Origin of the sequence: Psychrobacter halodurans (genome assembly GCF_017498075.1) — a bacterium.
Taxonomy (GTDB): Bacteria; Pseudomonadota; Gammaproteobacteria; order Pseudomonadales; family Moraxellaceae; genus Psychrobacter; species Psychrobacter celer.
The window spans coordinates 203,522-223,251 of the sequence record NZ_JAGBKN010000001.1 but is presented as its reverse complement, the minus strand read 5'-3'; the positions used below and the strand labels follow the sequence as shown (position 1 = coordinate 223,251).

At 48.3% G+C, this 19,730-nt stretch carries 14 protein-coding genes and 1 pseudogene; 7 read left to right on the top strand and 8 right to left on the bottom strand.

Annotated elements, in window-relative coordinates; translation table 11 throughout:
* The first annotated feature begins 556 nt into the window (after positions 1-556).
* Complete coding sequence (locus J3491_RS00890) at positions 557-3,343, top strand: heavy metal translocating P-type ATPase (protein WP_207968890.1); 2,787 nt, start codon at positions 557-559, stop codon at positions 3,341-3,343.
* A gap of 95 nt (positions 3,344-3,438) precedes the next feature.
* On the opposite strand, the gene J3491_RS00885 is transcribed toward J3491_RS00890, so the two are convergent.
* Positions 3,439-4,161, bottom strand: coding sequence for a Bax inhibitor-1/YccA family protein (locus tag J3491_RS00885; protein ID WP_075102647.1), 723 nt, complete (start codon positions 4,159-4,161; stop codon positions 3,439-3,441).
* 4 nt (positions 4,162-4,165) lie between these two features.
* Here J3491_RS00885 and J3491_RS00880 point away from each other — a divergent pair, with 4 nt between their 5' ends.
* The 3 genes from J3491_RS00880 (at position 4,166) to J3491_RS00870 (ending at position 5,858) form a co-directional block, all read left to right on the top strand.
* Entirely contained in the window at positions 4,166-4,387 is a 222-nt protein-coding gene (locus J3491_RS00880) for a hypothetical protein (protein ID WP_075102646.1), read from the top strand.
* Positions 4,388-4,472: 85 nt separating this feature from the next.
* Positions 4,473-5,477 (top strand): NAD(+) kinase, encoded by a 1,005-nt coding sequence (locus tag J3491_RS00875; protein ID WP_075102645.1) that lies wholly within the window; start codon positions 4,473-4,475, stop codon positions 5,475-5,477.
* 66 nt (positions 5,478-5,543) lie between these two features.
* Entirely contained in the window at positions 5,544-5,858 is a 315-nt protein-coding gene (locus tag J3491_RS00870; RefSeq protein WP_207968889.1) for a YeaC family protein, read from the top strand.
* Between the two features lie 135 nt (positions 5,859-5,993).
* On the opposite strand, the gene J3491_RS00865 is transcribed toward J3491_RS00870, so the two are convergent.
* The 6 genes and pseudogenes from J3491_RS00865 to J3491_RS00840 form a co-directional block, all read right to left on the bottom strand.
* Positions 5,994-6,368 (bottom strand): HopJ type III effector protein, encoded by a 375-nt coding sequence (locus J3491_RS00865; protein ID WP_075101716.1) that lies wholly within the window; start codon positions 6,366-6,368, stop codon positions 5,994-5,996.
* Positions 6,369-6,599: 231 nt separating this feature from the next.
* Positions 6,600-6,767: pseudogene (csrA, locus tag J3491_RS00860) on the bottom strand (carbon storage regulator CsrA); the annotation flags it as partial.
* 398 nt (positions 6,768-7,165) lie between these two features.
* A complete protein-coding gene (locus tag J3491_RS00855; protein ID WP_207968888.1) occupies positions 7,166-8,452 on the bottom strand; it encodes an aspartate kinase in 1,287 nt (428 codons plus the stop codon).
* 362 nt (positions 8,453-8,814) lie between these two features.
* Positions 8,815-11,487, bottom strand: a complete 2,673-nt coding sequence (gene alaS / locus J3491_RS00850; RefSeq protein ID WP_207968887.1) for an alanine--tRNA ligase — start codon at positions 11,485-11,487, stop codon at positions 8,815-8,817.
* A 186-nt stretch (positions 11,488-11,673) separates the two neighbouring features.
* Positions 11,674-12,768 (bottom strand): YkvI family membrane protein, encoded by a 1,095-nt coding sequence (locus tag J3491_RS00845; RefSeq protein WP_207968886.1) that lies wholly within the window; start codon positions 12,766-12,768, stop codon positions 11,674-11,676.
* Positions 12,769-12,990: 222 nt separating this feature from the next.
* Positions 12,991-14,724, bottom strand: coding sequence for a TIGR00341 family protein (locus J3491_RS00840; protein ID WP_243455998.1), 1,734 nt, complete (start codon positions 14,722-14,724; stop codon positions 12,991-12,993).
* Between the two features lie 397 nt (positions 14,725-15,121).
* On the opposite strand from J3491_RS00840, the gene J3491_RS00835 reads away from it, so the two are divergent.
* A complete protein-coding gene (locus J3491_RS00835) occupies positions 15,122-15,334 on the top strand; it encodes a hypothetical protein (RefSeq protein ID WP_075101712.1) in 213 nt (70 codons plus the stop codon).
* A gap of 152 nt (positions 15,335-15,486) precedes the next feature.
* On the opposite strand, the gene J3491_RS00830 is transcribed toward J3491_RS00835, so the two are convergent.
* Complete coding sequence (locus J3491_RS00830; RefSeq protein WP_207968885.1) at positions 15,487-16,902, bottom strand: L,D-transpeptidase family protein; 1,416 nt, start codon at positions 16,900-16,902, stop codon at positions 15,487-15,489.
* A 365-nt stretch (positions 16,903-17,267) separates the two neighbouring features.
* On the opposite strand from J3491_RS00830, the gene prmB reads away from it, so the two are divergent.
* Positions 17,268-18,443: a 50S ribosomal protein L3 N(5)-glutamine methyltransferase gene (gene prmB / locus J3491_RS00825; protein WP_207968884.1), complete on the top strand. Its 1,176-nt coding sequence runs from the start codon at positions 17,268-17,270 to the stop codon at positions 18,441-18,443.
* Between the two features lie 103 nt (positions 18,444-18,546).
* The gene (gene aroC / locus J3491_RS00820; RefSeq protein WP_207968883.1) at positions 18,547-19,650 is read left to right on the top strand and encodes a chorismate synthase; all 1,104 of its coding nucleotides are present in this window, start codon (positions 18,547-18,549) and stop codon (positions 19,648-19,650) included.
* Positions 19,651-19,730: the final 80 nt, after the last annotated feature.

Genomic DNA, 19,730 nt, shown 5'->3' with positions numbered 1-19,730 from the left:
ATAATCGATAGTCAAACTGCACAGTGATTCTAAGTTGATAGATTCTAAGCTAATAGATTCCAAGCTGATACAGGTCATACTCTCGTCACCAGCAGAATTTTACGGGCAGTCTAAAGAGCATGTCAGCTGCTAACACACGATAGCAGTTTGTCTAGTCGACCATGATGTAATTTTTATGAATCCGCGGCAGCGTGGCCTACTTATATGAGCAAAGCATGGGTTAAAACAGCTATTTTAATCCTGTTTCGCATCGTCAATGCTAGGGCGTGTCCTCAGCTCAATCGGTATGTAATCGATAGTCATTTAAATGGGCTAAATGTGGCTAAACATTGTCATATGGCATCAGATAGCTCACCATTATCTCGGTATCATCTGCGCTCTTTCGTTGTTTGGCGATAGTGTTCGATGACAGTATTCGATGGCAGTGTTGAACAGATCATTGATCTCATTTTTATTAGCATTGTTACAATGCAGACACGACCTAGTCAGTTTATGTAACGCAAATTTAAAGCAAATAAGGTTCGAGCAAACCTGTCTAAAGGAAATAAGGGCGATTATGTCTAGTGTTCCATCACAAACGGCATCTACCAGTCAACGCTATGAAGATAGCTCTATCACCGAAGGTTTGGTATTGCCTCTTGCAGGCCACTGTTTTCACTGCGGAGACCCTGTACCTGAGCCGCCATTTTATACTGAGATATTGGGGCAATCGCGTGAAATGTGCTGTATGGGGTGTCAGCTTGCCTCTGAGAGCATCGTAGAGGCTGGGCTTGAGCAGTATTATTTGGACCGCTCAGAGATCAACCGCACTGCCAGCCTACCTACGCAGCTGACGCGTCTTGAAGCCTATGATCATGAAGAGATCAAGTCACAATTTGTCTACGCACAAGACGGTATGTCGGTGGCTGAGCTGTCGGTCAACAACCTGCGCTGCGCCGCCTGTACTTGGCTGATTGAGTCGCGCTTAGATGAGCTAGAGGGCATTAGCAAATGCCAAGTCAACTTGACCAACCAGCGCATGCGTGTGATCTGGAATGAAAGCCGCCTACCGATCAGCCGTATTTTGGCAGTCATCAACGAGATCGGCTACGAAGCCAAGCCATACCGTCAAGATACTCACGAGGCGATGCTGGCACGTCATAACAATCAAATGCTCCTGCGCTTGGGTATTGCAGCGCTGGGCTCGATGCAAGCGATGATGTATGCCGTTGCGATTTATTTTGGGGAATACAGCGATATGCTGATATTTCAGCGTGATTTTTTGCGCTGGGTGTCGTTGTTTGTCAGTACGCCGGTTTTCTTTTATGCAGGTATTCCGTTTTTTACCTCGGCATGGTCTGCGATTCGCGCCCGTCAGGTGAATATGGATGTGCCCGTCAGTATCGCACTGGTTGTCACTTTTTTTGCCAGTCTGTACGCCACCGTCACTGGACAAGGCGAGACATACTATGATTCGGTCAGTATGTTTATTTTCTTTTTATTGGCGGGGCGTTATATCGAGCATAATGCTCGCCTAAAAGCGGCGACCATGGCCAATGACTTGGTGGTGGTTGAGCCGGTATTGGTACAAAAAATTGCTGAAAACAAGGATGCCGCTGCACAGATATTACAGCATTTTGAGCAAAGCCCCTCGATACAAGATGGCGCGAAAAATCCCTCGAGTGCTGCTAAACTTGGTGACGCGAGCGCAGCAGCGGCCCAAAAAGACACAGGCGACGCATCAGACGCCATCGCGGACTTTACCCAAAGTATGGATACCAGTCTGCAGCAGATGACAGTGCGCATCGCGCAAGCGTGGCAAGCACAGCGCGCAAACGCTGCGTACGATATAGAAGACAAGCAGATGGTCACTGCGCATAGCTTGCAAGTGGGCGATATTATTTTGGTAGAGGCAGGCTCTGAGATCATCAGTGATGGGATATTGCTCAGTCAGACAGCCACCGTCTCGCAGAGTTTGTTGACCGGTGAGGGCGATTTGATTCTCAAAACGCAAGGCGACTATATCGTTGGCGGCGCACAAAACGACAGTCAGCCTTTTGAGATGTTGATTACCGCCTTGCCAAAAGACAGTCAAATCGGCTTGATCGATAGACTGATGAACCGCGCCATGAGCGAAAAACCCAAACTGGCTCAGCAAGCGGATAAGCTGGCACGCTGGTTTGTGGCGCGTATCTTAGTACTGTCGGTATTGGTGTTTGTCGGCTGGTATATCGTCGATCCTAGCCAAGCGATTTGGGCAACGGTTGCGGTGTTAGTGGCGACTTGTCCTTGCGCATTGTCTTTGGCCACGCCCATTGCCTTGACGGTTTCGACCAACCGTTTGGCAAGCTATGGGTTTTTGACCACGCGTGGACATACGCTACAGACGCTTGCAGAGATTACTCATGTGGCGTTTGATAAAACAGGTACCCTGACGTACGGCAAGCCCAACTTATTAAATATTGAGCTGATGACTCTGTTACCAGACAGCGCGCAAGCAGGGCAGACGCGCGCTGAGCAAAAAGACAAAGTGCTGGCGATAGCTGCCGCCTTAGAAGTCGGTAGCCGTCACCCGATTGCCCATGCGCTGTTGACCGCAGCGTATCAGTTGCATTTGCCTACCACTCAGTTGTTGCAGTACTATCCTGCAGGCGGCGTCGAGGCGGTGATTGATGATGTACGCTATCGTATTGGCCATGTGGATTTTGCCTTAGACAGTACAGATCATGGGCGACACATTGACTTGGTGGCTGCGCGAGCAAGCTCGGCGGTGGTGTTGTCTTGTCAGCAAAGTGTGGGCGCGTCATGGCAAGCGTTGGCCTGCTTTTATTTTAATGACAAAGTGCGTGATAGTGCCAAGCCGATGCTCGATGCGTTAAAGGATTTGGGTATCGAATCCGTCATGCTGACAGGTGACCCAAGCCCGCAAGCGCTGCGTATGGCTGAGAGTTTGGGCATGCAGGCCGCCTACAATGGTTTGTCGCCGACAGATAAGGTCGATCATATCCAAAGCCTACAGGCACAAGGGGCGGTGGTGCTGATGGTCGGAGATGGCATCAATGATGCGCCAGTGCTTGCTGCTGCCGATGTGTCAACCTCGATAGCAGGCGCGGCAGACTTAGCACAGGTATCAAGTGATAGTATTGTTTTGGATGGTCAAATCGAAGCCATTACCGCAGCCAAGCGTATCGCTGATAAAACCGAACGCATCATCAAACAAAACTTTCGCTGGGCACTTATTTATAATGGCAGTGTACTGATACCAGCGGCGCTCGGTTATGTACCGCCATGGTTAGCGGCCATTGGCATGTCGCTTAGCTCTTTGTTTGTGGTGTTAAACGCCCTGCGTCTAAAACGCGCGTAGCTGCCACCGAGTCACTGGGACTCTATCAGCTTATGCATAAAAAAACCGCCTTAGCCAAGGCGGTTTTTGTTCACGGTGATAGCGGTATGTATCATTTAGTCTTGTAGGTAGCTTAATAAGCGCATAAACTCAATGTACATCCAGACTAGCGTGGCAAGAATGCCGATACTAAATAGCCACTCGTAATCCTCTGATACGCCCATTGCCACACCGCGATCGATATTATCGAAGTCTAGTAGCAAGGTAAAAGAAGCAATGACGATGACAAATAAGCTAAAACCAATAGCGATAGCGCCGCCCTCAAACAAGAAAGGCAAGGTCGAGCCAAATACCAACGACAACACCCACTGCGCGACATAGACAAGCATAATGGCAATGACCGCTGAGGTGACGATAGAGCGGAACTTTTCAGTGACCTTTACCAGCCCTGAGCGGTATAGCCCCAGCATCACCGCTGCCGTCACAAACGTCGCACACATCGCCGTGACCGGCACGCTTGGGTACATGCGCATAAAAAACAGCGAGATACCGCCCAAAAACACACCCTCTAACAGAGCATAAGGGACCGCAAACGTCTTGGCTTTTTGTGGTTTAAAGGTGATAAAAATGGCAAGACCAAACGCGGCAAACATACTTACCATGGCGGCCATCGTGATAAAGCCTTGTGATAGGCCTGCCATCAGTGCATAAAAGAAAAAACCCACACCAGTGATGGCAGATAACCCGAGTAGCAGACTGGTCTTTTGAATCACGCCCTTGACCGTCATTGGGTTGCCGCCGATCGCAAGCTCTGCGCGACTGACAATAGGATTGGCCATACATATGTCCTTAATTAAATATAAAAATAGTAATGTCAGCTACTTTAGCAAAACCGCCATCATTGTCAACTGTGTTTGCGTGATGAAAAGCAAGGCTGCGCGGCGTTATAAAGCGCTGATCTACACCCAGCGGTGGCGGCATTTTGGTAGCCAAACAAGCACGTCTACAAACTCATTTAGTGGTAGCGTGCGCTGGTTTTTATCTGGGGTCGATTACGACTGTTAACAACGATAATGCATAAACATGCTAGTCTAAGCACGTATTTATCGCTATCATGAGCTGGTATTTTACCGTTATACCGAGTCTTTTTATGGAAAACTCAGCGCAGTCTGCAAGATTGCCACATTTACACGAATCAGAGCTGTTTCACGCCATCAAAAACCCAGCTTTTCGGCGTATTGGCCTCATGGGGCGTGCCGGCAAGCGCAGTGTGACCCAAAGTCTGGTGCAAATTGCCCAAACCATCAATGACATGAACTTGACGTTGATCATGGATGTGCAAACCGCCAATTTACCGACGTTAAACCTTACCGAAATAGAAAAAGTCAAAATCGTCAAACGCAGCTTGATCGGCGAGATTTGTGATTTGGTCATCGTCGTCGGTGGGGATGGCTCTATCCTGCATGCGGCCGAGGCGTTGGCACGCTACCGTGTGCCTGTCCTTGGGGTCAACCGCGGTCGCCTTGGGTTTTTGGCGGACGTCAAGCCGGACGAGGCGGCCTTTAAACTGCGCCAAGTACTGATGGGTAATTATCAGCTGGATCATCGGTTTTTATTGACCATGGAGATACGAGAAGGGCGCAACATCATTCATGAAGACATGGCACTCAACGACGTGGTGCTGCATGCCGGTAAGTCAGTCCATATGATCGATTTTCAGATGAAAATCGATGGTCAAGATGTCTATCGGCAGCATAGTGATGGCTTGATCGCGGCGACGCCAACCGGCTCCACAGCCTACGCGCTATCAGGCGGTGGGCCTATCATCCATCCAAGTATGGATGCCATTTGTCTGGTGCCCATGCATCCTCATACGCTCTCGAGCAGGCCGATTGTGGTGAGCGGAAACAGTGAGGTGTGTATTCGCATACATGAAGACAACCGCACCCAGCCGATGGTGAGCGCAGATGGCAAGCCAAGCGTACCCTTAGATCAAGAGCAGCGCCTATATATCCGTAAGCACCCCGACAAATTGACGCTACTGCACCCGCCAGGTTTTGATTTTTATGAGGCATGTCGCACCAAGCTACACTGGAACGTCCATGCTGAAGAATTCAGTCTGGATGTCGATGATGATATCATAGACGATGAATAAGCGTTTTTAAGACACAAATATCTTAGATGGTAAAAAACACAGTCAGACATAGTGAGAGTAGGCACGATGGATAAAAAAACGATATTAGCGAGTTTGACGCCAGAGGTGGTCGACAAGTTTCGTATGGCGATTGAGCTGGGTAAATGGCCAGATGGTCGTAAGCTCAGCGCGGAGCAGCGCGAGACCTGCATGCAAGCGGTGATGGTATGGGAACACGAGCATCTGCCGCCAGCTGAGCGTACCGGCTATATTCATAAGCCAGTAAAAGACGATGGCTCAGTCGTTGGGGCAGAGTGTGATGTTGAGCATGAGCATCACTATCCAAACATGCCCAATCCCAAAGGCGCGGTACAGCCTGTGAAGTTTCGCAATAAGCAATAAACAAACCGTAATAAACAATATAAGCCCTCAGTTGATTGCGTATTGAAGTTATCTTCGTATTGAGTTGACTGAGAGGGCACACAGCAAAAAGCCACGCTCATGAGCGTGGCTTTTTTTGGTTTGATAGATTAGGTTCTAAAGTGCAGTGGTATCCACACTAGGGCGAACCGTTAGTGGGTTTTTTTGCATCAAAAACCCTTGCCAGCCCCAATGTAAAAAGTTGCGAATATTGGCATGATCTGTGCCGTTAGGCGTCGCTAGGACTTTGGCATAATGCTCGCCAAACAGTTTTAGCGTGTCTAATTGGTTTAGGCCATGATGCTTGGCAAACCCAAAAATCTTGGCACTGCCTTCGTTTTCACCAGCAGCATTATGTACCATACCGTTGACAAAAGGCGCTGGCGCATAACGATAAAAATCATCAATAAAACTGATGACATCATTGAATCCAATGGCTTTTTTGTCCAAACCATTAAGTAGGGCCGATACATCTGATTGGCGGATACTCATAAATAAATGACCTCAGAGCAGATTAAAAAATAAACCTATTAGATTATATAATTATAAAAACGACAGTACTTCTAAAAACACAGCGTATTTATAAAAACACACTTCTACTAGATGCTCAATGATTATTCGTGATTAATCGTTCAGTTTTATGGTTCAACGATTAAAATAGTCTTCGTCATCAAATGAAGGCGCAAAGTTGCCTTGCTCAAGATGCTGCATTTGCGACTGTACAGAACGCTCATGCTGAATACGTTGGTAGATCTCTTCGCGGTGTACGGCAATATCTTTGGGTGCGTTTACACCGATACGTACTTGATTGCCTTTGACACCAAGGACAGTCACACTGACCTCATCGCCAATCATTAGCGTTTCGCCCACGCGGCGTGTCAAAATTAACATGCGTCACACTCCTTATGTCGCATCAACAGATTATTACTCATCAGATTACTTCTCGATTGCAGGACATCGCCGCAGCACAAAACAAACCATGTGTTGATCACAACATAATGATTGTGCCAATAACGGCGATGATAGGTAGATTCATTTAGCCCAAATGAAACCCCCATTATAGGGGGCATAACAGTTACTGTCACGGGTTTTCACAAAACTATTGGGTAAATACGCAGCCTAGTAATAATAAAAAATAAAAATAGGATCTAAAAAGACCCTATTTTATTAAGTATATTAGACAAAGTAATTGATACTGATTTAATTGATAACCGTTGATGCTAAGTTGATAGGTTTAATGGTTTAAAATCAATGACAGTTTCATCAATAATGGTGATATCAATTATAAATTATAGCCCAGCGATTTTACTATCGCCATCGTCGCGGTCTAGACCGAACGCTGTATGCAATGATTTGACCGCTTTTTCTAGATGCTGATCTTGAATCAAGACAGAGACTTTGATTTCACTGGTCGAGATCATCTGAATGTTGATGTTGTGCTCGGCCAAGGTTTGGAACATCAAGCTGGCAACCCCTGCGTGTGAGCGCATGCCCACACCGACCAAAGATACTTTGACCACTTCACTGTTACCCAAAATTTCTTTGGCACCGATGTCGTCTTTGACCTCGTCGTTTAGCACTTTCATGGCTTTGTCTAAGTCAGTACGGTTAACGGTAAAGGTGAAGTCAGTGGTGCCTTGATCCGATAGGTTTTGTACAATCATATCGATTTCGATATTGGCACGTCCAATCGGGCTTAAAATAGCAGAGGCAATACCAGGGTGATCAGGTACGCCGCGCACTACAATTTTTGCTTCGTCTCGGTTAAAGGCGATACCTGAGATGATTGCCTGTTCCATACTGTCTCCTTCGTCTATCGTAATTAGGGTGCCGACATTGTCTTGAAATTCTTGGTCAAAGCTACCGTCAGTATTTTCATCAAAGCTAGATAGCACACGCAGCGGCACGCCATATTTACCAGCAAACTCTACCGAACGAATCTGTAGGATTTTGGAGCCAAGGCTTGCCATCTCAAGCATTTCTTCAAAGGTAATTTTTTCAAGCTTTTTGGCTTTCGAGGTCACGCGTGGATCGGTGGTATAGACGCCATCGACGTCGGTATAGATTTGACACTCATCAGCGCCTAGTGCTGCTGCAATCGCCACGCCGGTGGTGTCAGAGCCGCCGCGGCCTAGGGTGGTGGCGTTGCCTTCTGCGTCGATACCCTGAAAGCCTGCGACGATGACGACATTGCCAGCATCGAGCTGTTCGCGGATGTTTGCGTCATCGATGCTCTCGATACGGGCTTTGTTATACGCGTTATCGGTTTTGATCGCCACTTGGCGACCCGTCAATGAGCGCGCCCCCACGCCCAGCTCTTTTAGCGCCATCGCAAGCAATGAGATGGAGACTTGCTCACCTGTTGAGACCATTTGGTCGTATTCACGTGGGTCAGGTTGGGTACTGATTTGGCGTGCCAAGTCGATCAAACGGTTGGTTTCGCCGCTCATGGCTGAGACCACGACGACCACTTGGTGACCGTTATCATGCCAGCGTTTGACTCGTTTGGCGACGTTTTTTATGCGGTCGATACTGCCCATCGAGGTGCCGCCATATTTTTGTACTATTAACGCCATAAAAATCTACCTATTATTCAATAATGGCCTTTTTTATCATCGCTGTGCATCTATGTGACGCCCAATCAATGTCTGCATAGATAAAGCCGTATTATAAGAGTTGTGCCCTATGCTGTTTGCTATGTTGTGCTGCTGAGCAAGTGAATGAACGATATGTTCAAACGTTGACCTTTATATCATATCTGCTAAGCAACGTTAAGTGCCAGCAGTGCTTAGATGCATGGCGATTGGTTATGAAGGCCATAACCAACCCGCATCATGCGATAAGGATTGCTCTATGACACTCAGATAGCATTTAGGCTGGATAGCATTTGGGTTAGATAGCGCTTGGGTTTTCGTCCCAGCGCCATGCCCGAGATGCCCTAACCTAACTGCTCGGCAATCCAAGCGGGTAGTGCGTCGATGACGGTTTTTGCACTGTCAGATTTTGGTGCGCCGCCTTGCGCATAGTCAGGCTTGCCGCCGCCTTTACCGCCCAGCTCGCCTGCTAGATGACGAATAATATCGCCCGCCTTTATCTTGGCGGTGACAGATTTTGCCACACTGGCTGCCAATGCCAATTGCTCGTTTTTATCACCGATCAGGACAATGACGCTATCTGGCAGTTTGGATTTGATATCATCCATCAGGGTACGGATGGATTTGCCATCGATACCGCTTAGGGTGCTGATGAGTACAGGTGTGTCTGCGATAGTCTGTACTTCATCGAGTAAGTTGGCTGCTTGGGCACTGGCCATCTTTTGCTGCAAACGCTCAAGCTCTTTTTCTAGCTCGCGCTGCTTGTCGACCATCGTACGTACACGCTGTGCCACGTCAGGGCGCTTGGCTTTTAGCTGACTTGCCAGCTCGCTGAGTTGCTGCTCGCCTTGCTGTATGTTTTTGATGGCGTTCATGCCAGTGACGGCTTCAATACGGCGGATACCAGCGGCGATACCAGATTCGCTGGTGATTTTGAGTAGGCCTATATCACCGGTGCGCTGCACATGCAGACCGCCGCACAGCTCGATAGAGAAGGGCTTGCGCTGACTATCGATAATGCGCTCTGTGCCCATCGTCAATACACGGACATCACTGCCATACTTTTCGCCAAACAGCGCCATCGCCCCTTGGTTCATGGCTTCATCGATGGACATATGCTCGATACGGATCGGGGTGTTGGCTTGAATTTGCTCATTGACGAGGCGCTCAATACGGCTAATCTCATCGGGCGTGACAGGTTTGTCGTACGCAAAGTCAAAGCGCAAAACCTCACTGGATACCAATGAGCCTTTTTGGGTGACCGCATCGCCCAGCACTTCTCTTAGGGCGGCGTGCAATAGGTGAGTGGCTGAGTGGTTTTTGGCACTTGCCGCGCGGATGCTTGAGAGTACTTGAGCATTGGCGGTTTGTTTGCTACAAATCTCGCCCATGGTCACGACGCCATGATGAATGATGGCTTGCCCAGATTTTTTGGTGTCTTGCACGGCAAACACGCCCGTTGCGGTGTGGATTTCGCCCAGCTCACCGACTTGACCACCGCCTTCAGCATAAAACGGGGTGCGATCAAGAACCACGACGCCTTCCATCCCTTCAGCCAAACGCTCAGCAGGGTTGCCATCTTGATAAAGGGCATCGATGCTCACGCCATCTTCTTCTAGCTGCTCATAACCAATAAACTCAGTAGGACTCTCAACTTGAATGACGCTGCTATAGTCCACATCAAACTTACCAGCATCCCGAGCCCGCTCGCGCTGTGCTTGCATGTGCTCATCGAACTCAGCCTCATCGATGGCGATACCGCGCTCGCGTGTGATGTCAGCTGTCAAATCAAGCGGGAAGCCATAGGTATCATAAAGCTTAAACGCCGCTTCGCCAGAGAGGATATCACCATCTTTTAGGCCTTCAAGCTCAGAGGCGAGCAGGCGCAGACCTTGCGCGAGTGTCTTAGCAAACTGCGCTTCTTCTTTTTGAATGGCGCTCTCGATCGCGCTTTGTTTGTCTTTTAGCTCGGGATACGCGTCGCCCATCTCCGCCACTAAAGGCGCGACCATTTTATAGAAAAACTCACTATCAGCGCCCAGTTTGTTGCCATGACGTACCGCGCGGCGAATGACACGGCGCAGTACATAACCGCGGCCTTCGTTGCTTGGCGTGACGCCATCTGCAATCAAAAACGCCACTGCCCGGATGTGGTCGGCGATGACTTTGAGTGATGACTGCTGCTGATTGTCAATCTCTAAAATCTCAGCCGCTGCCTCCATTAGATGTACAAATAAATCTATCTCATAGTTGCTATGGACGCCTTGCATAATGGCGCTGATACGCTCAAGCCCCATGCCCGTATCAACACTTGGCGCAGGCAGCGGCAACATGGTGCCGTCTTTTTGGCGATTGAACTGCATAAAGACGCAGTTCCAAATCTCGATATAGCGGTCGCCGTCTTCCTCAGGCGTACCCGGCAGGCCGCCTTCGATATCGGCACCATGATCATAAAACACCTCAGTACATGGGCCACAAGGACCGGTGTCGCCCATGGTCCAAAAGTTATCTGACGCGTAAGGCGCGCCTTTATTATCACCAATACGGATAATACGGTCGCTTGGGATGCCGATGTCATGATGCCAAATATCGAACGCTTCATCATCCGTTTCGTAAATGGTCACATACAGACGGTCTTTATCAATGGCCAACCACTTATCTGAGGTCAAAAACTCCCAGATATATTCAATACCAGATTTTTTGAAGTAATCGCCAAACGAGAAGTTACCGAGCATCTCAAAAAACGTATGGTGGCGCGCGGTATAGCCCACGTTGTCCAAATCATTGTGTTTGCCGCCAGCCCGTACGCATTTTTGCGAGGTCACCGCACGCGTATAGTCGCGCGTTTCCATGCCCAAAAAGGTTTCTTTAAACTGATTCATGCCCGCGTTGGTAAATAACAGTGTCGGGTCATTGTGCGGAATCAAGCTAGACGATGACACTTGGGTATGCTGCTTGCTGATAAAAAAATCGATAAAGGCTTGGCGAATATCGGCTGTTTGAGATGGCTGGCTCACAGCGGCTCCTTACTGACGGATAGAATTGAGTAAAATAATTTTGCAAGCGATTTTAGCACAAACGCCCAAGCTCTTGGTATAAGAGTTATCACTGTTGGGATATTGTGCCAAGGTCAATGAGGCTTTCATTTACAAACAATCAGCGTGAACGTCTTACCGCAAATGACGGCATGAGTCGTCCAACTGCTAACTTGATGTTTGAGCTTGCGCTTGTATAGGCTGCTTGCGGTTGCGAACCCACACCCAAATAATAGCCACGATCATGATGAGACCAATAATGCCCAGCATGGGATACACGGTGCCAATGAGTGTGCTAAAACCGAGCTGGCTTAAACCAAGACCCACGATAGCAAAAAACGCGCTAAGTGCTTTGAAGCGGTTTGTCCCTGGTGTTGCAAAGCGGGTACTAAAGGCAAAAAACATACCCACGGCGGTGCTGTATATCATACAAATGAGCGTCGCTGACATGATGATCGCCAACACGGGTGAGATGTTTGAAGCCAGTCCTAGAGTAGGCATCTCAACACCGATGAGTGTGTCAATGTTAGCAAAAAGGCCAATATTGAGTAAAAATACTAACAAGCCCAAGCCGAGTCCGCCCATCGCGCCACCGCTGGCTGCTGTTTTTTCGGAGCGAGTCATACCGCCAATGACTGCCAGCATAGGAAAGCCAACCGCGATATTAAATGAGGCATAAAGCACTGCCCCAAAAAACCAATTTGAGATCGGCCAGTCTGAGCTGATAGTAGGTATTTCTTGCGCTACCTTATTTAGCGTCTCACTTGAGGCGGTGCTGTTAAAAAATGAGTAGGTGGTAATCGCCAATATCAATAGCAGCAGCACAGGCATGATGATACTGATTAGCCTAATAATGCCTTTTACTTTTAAGCAGAGTGTGGCGACGACCAGTACCGTCATAAAAACACTGCCTACTAGTGGTGGCCAACCGTACTGCTGCGTAAAGATGGAACCACTACCAGCCAGCATGACCACGCCCACACCAAATAAAAAGAATGATAACACCACATCCACAACCAACCCAGCGCGTGTACCAAATAAGGTATACAGTACTTTTTTGTGTGAGTTGGCCTGCATGTTTGAGCTCATGCGCGCAATTTGCATACCCAAAAAAGCAAACAGCGCGGCACTAACCAGCGTGCCAATAACACTTGCCATCCCATATCCGGTAAAAAACTGAAGGACTTCTTGGCCAGAGGCAAAACCACCGCCAACGACTACTGACATATAGGCTGCGGCTATTTGCCAAGATTGTTTGTTCACTATGATGTACTCCTATCCCTGAAGTCTAGGTTGGTGAGGCTAATCTGCCTGAGTTGTTGCTGCGGCGCAAAGTATAGTATCCAATGCTTTATTGACAGACGATTGCGCGTCAGACAACAAAATTATGGCAGTAAGGCTGTAAAAAAAGCCTAGATACTAACACGGCATTGAGAAGTCAGCAATCGAGTACAGCCGATACGTTTGGTTTACACGCCCTCAGCATTAATTGGTCAAAATCGCGGCATCTGTTTTGTCGAGTTTGTCTTGTGTCAGCGGATTGGACTCAATGACCTGTACGGGTAGGTAACGCAGCTGGAGTTTTATCGGCAGATAATAAGGGAAGTTTTTTGCCATATCTTGGGTGATGCGGGTTTCTATTTGCTGCACGTCATAAGCGCTCGGTGTTGTCTCACCGCGGATGACAGCGCGGACTACTTGGTTTTGCTCAGTGCTATCAAACTGAGTGTTGGTCAGCACATTGCCTTTATCAATAAAATAGTGATTGATGGCTTCTTTGACACTGCTTTCAAACACTTGCTGCTTGGCGTTGGTTTGTAGGTTGATGGTTAGATAGGTACCGAGGCCGCCTAACAATAACAACGTCACCGCGTTACGCTGCAAAAAAGTCAGGTAGTTGCTGGACTTGTAGTCGTCATCGACCAGTCGCCGAAACCCAAGCACCCACAGCACCAAGGCGTTGGTAAACTGAATCGCAATGATGTTGGTCACTGCCAGTAACAGCGCGCCAAAGCCTAGCTGCATCTCACCGTTGGCAAACAAAATCCCGCTGGCGGCCAGTGGTGGTACCAAAGCAGTCGCCACCGCCACCCCAACAACGGCAACCGAAAGATGCGGGGATACCATGGCATAAGCGCCGGCTGTGCCACCTGCTAAGGCAATCATCAAATCCATAGAGGTCGGCTGCGTACGCGATAAAATCTCGGCGGTGAGAGGTTGGTCTTTGTGCAGCCAGCCGACGATAAAACCAACCACCAACACCAAAGTGATGCCCAAAAGTACCGTAATCAGCGACTTACGTAGCAGCGGCATCCGGTGATCGATAATGGCCAATGCCACACCCGTGATGGGTCCGAGCATCATAGCCACCAGCATCGCACCAATCACCACCGCAGCTGAGTTGGTCACCAGCCCATAGCTGGCAATGATGGCTGAGAGGATATTCATGATAAAATACATCCTACTGGGCAGGGCGTTGGCCTCTATCTTTACCCGAACCTCAGGATAGTCGACTTTTTGGTTGCTAAACTGCTCCGCTGCAAACTGCTTATAAGACTCTAGTTTGGCTTCTTTTTCTTCTTTTATCTCATCTTCTTGCTGGTCGCTATCATCTGTTGCTGGCTTGTCTGTTGTTTTGTTCGATTTCAGCTGCTCTGCGTCGGTAGTTTTGGTTTGTTGCTCAGCATTCTCTGGGTTTTGCTGCTCCTCATTTACTTCGCTGTTATCGTGTCCTTGGTCATTTTTTTTATCATATTCTTGGTCAGGGGCATTGGTATCTGTCTGTTGCTGAGATACGGGTGTAGAGGCTTGCTCGGCTGTTTGTGTCGGTGTTTGCTCATCATCGGCATCAGGGTTTAAAGGCTCTGACTCTGAGGTTGGCTGGTCGTTTGCTGATGGTGCATTGGGGTCCGTGGTCTCTAAGGTCGCAACGACGACATCAGGTGCGATGGACTCCATGTTAATTTTAGACTCAGGGGGTTTGGCACATGCCATATCGTCATCATCGTCCTCATATCCATTATCATTACTTCTATTGTCATCGCCTCTACTGTTATCAGCGCTATTTTCTATTTCGGCGTCATCAGTGATAGTAGGTTCGACATCAGTGTCTGTCTTAGTCGTTGGCGTCTCTAAGCTTTTATCCGTGCGAGATGGTGCCGTTGTATCAGCGGTGTGGCTGGATGAGTGGTGGGCTTTTTGTTTATCAACAGACGTCATAATAGGTAGCTTTCTATCAAAAAAAGACACTCGTTATTGTAATGATAAATGGCCGCAGCTGTGTGGGTTTTTTGCGAGTCGTCATCGAGCAGCATCAGAGCAGGCAGCATGGAAGGTAGTAATGAATGAGTGGTGGTCATGTAGCGCAATACGGTTGACAACTATGAACTATGGACGGTGGACTCAGTCAGAGACGCGGCAATAGGAAAAATCGGTAGCATAAAAATGCTGTAGAAATAATGATAGAGCGGTTTATTATAAAAACCTTAATAATAGCAAGGGCTTTGCCCGTTATCAGTTGCTATGACTGGCCTGAAGGCTTGTAAGAAACACTTACTTTTTTTGTGGATTTAGTGTATAAAGGAGTTATACCCACAAAAAAAGTAAGGAGTAATTCATGAATTGGCCATTATTCTCTGTTATTTACTCAATCGCTGCGACCGTGACAGTCGGTGTCTTTATCATTGGTGCGTTGGTGACAGGTTTTAATCAAATCCCGCATATACAAATCGCGGTCGTCGCCGGTCTTTTGCTCTCTATTCCTGCAGGTTTGTTTTTTACCAAAAAAGTCGGCAGTATCACGGGTAATGAGGAAGGCTATAATACGTAATCGCATCTTAGCTGAGTTTGTGACTTTCTGTTTTTGGGTTTGTACCAAACATATACCTAGCCACTGCTTTACGCCTCTTGTTTTAGATACGCCAAAAAAAAGACCTTGCAAGCAAGGTCTTTTTTTTGGCGTATACAATACCAGTTAAGTAGTTATTTCAACTCGACGGTTGCGCCATTTTCAATATTGGCATATACCTCGAGCACATCCCAGTTGGTCAGACGCACACAGCCTGCTGATGCTTGACGGCTGATGCCTTCAGGCTTTGGCGAGCCGTGTAGACCATATGATGGCTTAGACAGACCCATCCATACGACGCCGACTGGATTGTTTGGGCCTGGTGGCAGCATGTGTACTTTTTTCTGCGAGCCTTTACCGACAGTCGCTTTGTACCAAGGCATTTTGACCTTATTGATGATTTTGAAGGTACCTTGCGGAGACGGGGTGGCGTCACTACCTACGGTGGTAGGATAAGTGGCCACAAGCTTGTCACCATTATAGGCATACAGTGTTTTGTCGGCTTTGTTGGCGACCACGCGGTTGATACGTTGGTTGAGAGGGTCTCGGGTGTTTAGGACAGTGATGGTCTCGCCCGCTTTGTAGGTTTTGTTTTTATTGAGTTTGTCCAAGTAGCGAATGTCCATATGAAAGCGCTCAGCCAGCATCTCTTTGATGTCTTGGTAGTATAGGCCTTTCATTTTTGACTTGGCTTCTGAGCCTGCAGGTGTACTGGCAAAGTTGGTTTTGATGTCGTCATCAGTCAGTGTGTAAGTCACCAGTACCGGCTTATTGGCGGGGATGTTTTTGGTTAAGGCATCCCACGTTTTTTGATCCATCCTGCCGGTGGCGGGCAAGCCTTTCATGGTTTGAAAGTTGATCAATGCTTTTTTGCTGTTCATGCCCCAGCCACCATCGATAGGACCAGGAGAGGCATGGTTCCAATCTAGCAGCGCCTGCATTTTTATCGTCATCGCTGAGTTGACTTTCATGTTCGGCGACCAAACGGCGTTGTTGACTTGTTTGGCATAGCTTGACAAGTTCAGCGTGGTATAGCGCTTACCGTTTTTGTCTTCGATGCTCTTGATGGTAGGATCGTCGCTGAAGTCTTGGCGTTTTTCGTTGTCTGGTAGCTCAAAAGACAACGGGTCAGAGGAGTCGATAGTATCGATATTGCTGGGCGCAGCAACGGCTTGGCCTTCACTGATGTCATCTGTGCGCTCAGACTGCTCATCCTTTAGAGTCAGCTCGGCGGCACTCATATTATCAGCCGCGTTTGCCTTGGGAGCGGCATCTGAGGCTTGTTTTGAGTCAATCAGCTGCGTCATGCTGTCGCTTGAGGTCGATTTGTTTGGCTTGACGCTGGGCGTCGCATCAGTCGTTCGCGGCTCAATCGCGTGACTCCGGTTTTCTTGCACATCAAGACTGACTTTTTGGGCAAGACTTGGTAGGGTCTCAGCCGTACGTACTGGCAATGTGCGCGCGGTCTCATCGGGCGCGGCAAACGCGCTAACACTGGCGCTAATGATAGCGATTGAGATAGCGGTAATAAGTGGCTTTTTTTTCATCATATGACGTTACTTGTGGTTGCTACTAATGGGGTTATTATGCGCATAATTGTGGCGCTTCGCAAACTTTTGATACATGTTTTTCTATCTTAAGACGTCTAAACGTCAACTGCTGACGTATTCACTACAGTTGGGCAATAATATAGTGAAAATGTGTAGACGGCCAAGTAAGCTGATGAGGCAATCTGATACATAAAAGCAAATAGAAACAAAGATAAATGTGACAGTATAAATGCAAGTATTGGCGCAAGTTACGGTTTGCGTCTATAATGGTAAACGAGATTTTTATTTAGTAAATCGGCTTTTATTATCAGGCGATTTAATCCATCCGCATGCTATCCGTGAGCATGCAATCAGCAAGGTGCGATATGTCAGAAGAGCAAACAATGAGCGCAGAAGCGTTTCAAAATCAGTACTTCAATGAAGAGGGCGCGCAGGTCGCAGAAGGTGATATAGCGTATGATTTAGAGACCGGTCTGCTCGGTGAGCATGAGCAATTTGCCAATTTACATGCTGAGCTTGCAGAAGCACGTGAGCAGCTTGTGAGTATTCGTGATTTTATCCGTTTTTCGGTCACCCAGCTGCGCAATTATGATGTGGTCGTCGCTCAGGGCACCACGGATGAGTTTGCTGAGGCCTCTGCTATCGTCTTACATTCTTTGTCTTTGGACTGGTCGGCCAATGAGCAAATCCTCGATTGTCGCCTGACGTCTTCAGAAAAGCAGCTGGTGCTTAGCTTATTAGAAGAGCGTATCGCTGAGCGCAAACCGTTAAGCTACTTAATCAACTTATCGTACTTTTGTGATTTACCGTTTTATGTCGATGAGCGTGTGCTCATCCCGCGCTCGCCCATCGCCGAGCTGATTCGCCAGCAGTTTCATCCGTACTTTGAGGTCAATGAGCTGGCCAAACCGCTCGGCGTCGATGTCAATGAGCAAACCTCGGTATTTTATGACCATGGTTTGGACATCAAACAGCTATCACAGCCTGAGCGTATCTTAGACCTATGTACAGGCTCTGGCTGTATTGCCATTGCGCTTGCGACCCGTTTTGTCGATGCGTTGGTCGATGCAGTCGACATCGATAAAGGGGCGCTAGAGGTGGCGATGGTCAACGTTGATCATCATGAGCTTGGTCATCAAATCAATGTCATTGAGTCAGATTTGTTTGCCAAGATACCTGCTGAAAATCAATACGAGCTGATCGTTACCAACCCGCCATACGTCGATGCTGCCATCATGGCTGATTTGCCGCCTGAGTTTTTATATGAGCCTGAGCATGCATTGGCGGCAGGTCAAGACGGTTTGGACTTGGTACATCGTATCTTATTTGAAGCGCCAGATTACTTAAGCCCTGAAGGCTTGCTGGTCTGCGAGGTGGGCGATAGTGAATGGGCGCTAAAGCAAGCCTATCCTGATATCAGTTTTGACTGGTTAAAATTTGCTCGTGGTGGTCATGGGGTATTTGCCATGACTTATGATGAGCTGGTGGCAAACCGCGAGCTGTTTGCCGCTTATGTGCAGTTATTGGATAGCGCGCAGTAGTCGTATGTAGGCGGTGCTGTTAGATGACAAATAAAAGCGGCGACCATGCGTCAATACCTCAATAGGATAGCGCGCAATAGATTTTACGGATTTAAGGACAGATATGGCAGGCAATAGTATTGGGCAGGTTTTTACCGTCACGACGTGCGGTGAGTCACATGGCGCTGGATTGATGGCCATTGTCGATGGCGTGCCACCTGGTTTGGCACTGTCGGCAGAGGATTTGCAGGTAGATCTGGATCGCCGCAAGCCAGGCACCTCTAAATACTCAACCCAGCGCCGTGAGGCCGATGAAGTCGAGATTATCTCGGGCGTCTTTGAAGGTAAGACCACAGGCACTTCGATCGGGCTGCTGATTCGAAATACCAATCAAAAATCCAAAGATTATAACGACATCAAAGACACCTTTCGCCCCGGTCATGCCGACTATACATATAGTATGAAATACGGTTTTCGCGATTATCGCGGTGGTGGACGCTCGTCAGCGCGTGAGACGGCGATGCGGGTAGCGGCTGGTGCTATCGCCAAAAGATACCTGCAAGATCGCTTGGGCGTGCAAATCCGTGGTCATGTGACGCAGATAGGCGATCAATATAGCAGCGTCACTGATACTAGCCAAATTGACTGGGAGTTTGTCAATAGCAATCCGTTTTTTACGGCGGATAAAGACGCTATTGGTCGGTTTGAGGCTTTGATAGACAGTCTGCGCCGCGAAGGAAGCAGCTGCGGTGCGCGTCTAGAAGTGATCGCCAGTGGGGTGCCTGTGGGTCTGGGCGAGCCGGTATTTGACCGTCTGGATGCGGATATCGCTCATGCCATGATGAGTATCAATGCGGTCAAGGGGGTGGAGATTGGCGATGGCATGGCGGTAGCAGGGCAGTTCGGTCATCGCTCTCGTGATGAGCTGACGCCAGAGGGTTTTACGGCCAATCATGCTGGTGGTATTTTGGGCGGTATTTCATCAGGACAAGATATCCGCGTGAGCATCGCCCTCAAGCCAACTTCTAGTATCACCACGGCTGGCAAGAGTATCAACACCCAAGGCGAAGCTGTCGACATGCTGACCAAAGGTCGTCATGATCCTTGCGTTGGAGTACGTGCCACCCCGATCGCCGAGGCGATGCTAGCGATTGTGTTACTCGATCATTATCTGCGCCACCGTGGTCAAAACGCCGATGTCGAGCCGCCGGTCTCCTCAATTACGTAATATCGTGAGATAGCATCAGTTATCTAGCGTATCAGCCCTTTAGCGTCTTTAGTATGCCATGACTAAAAATGCTAAAGGGC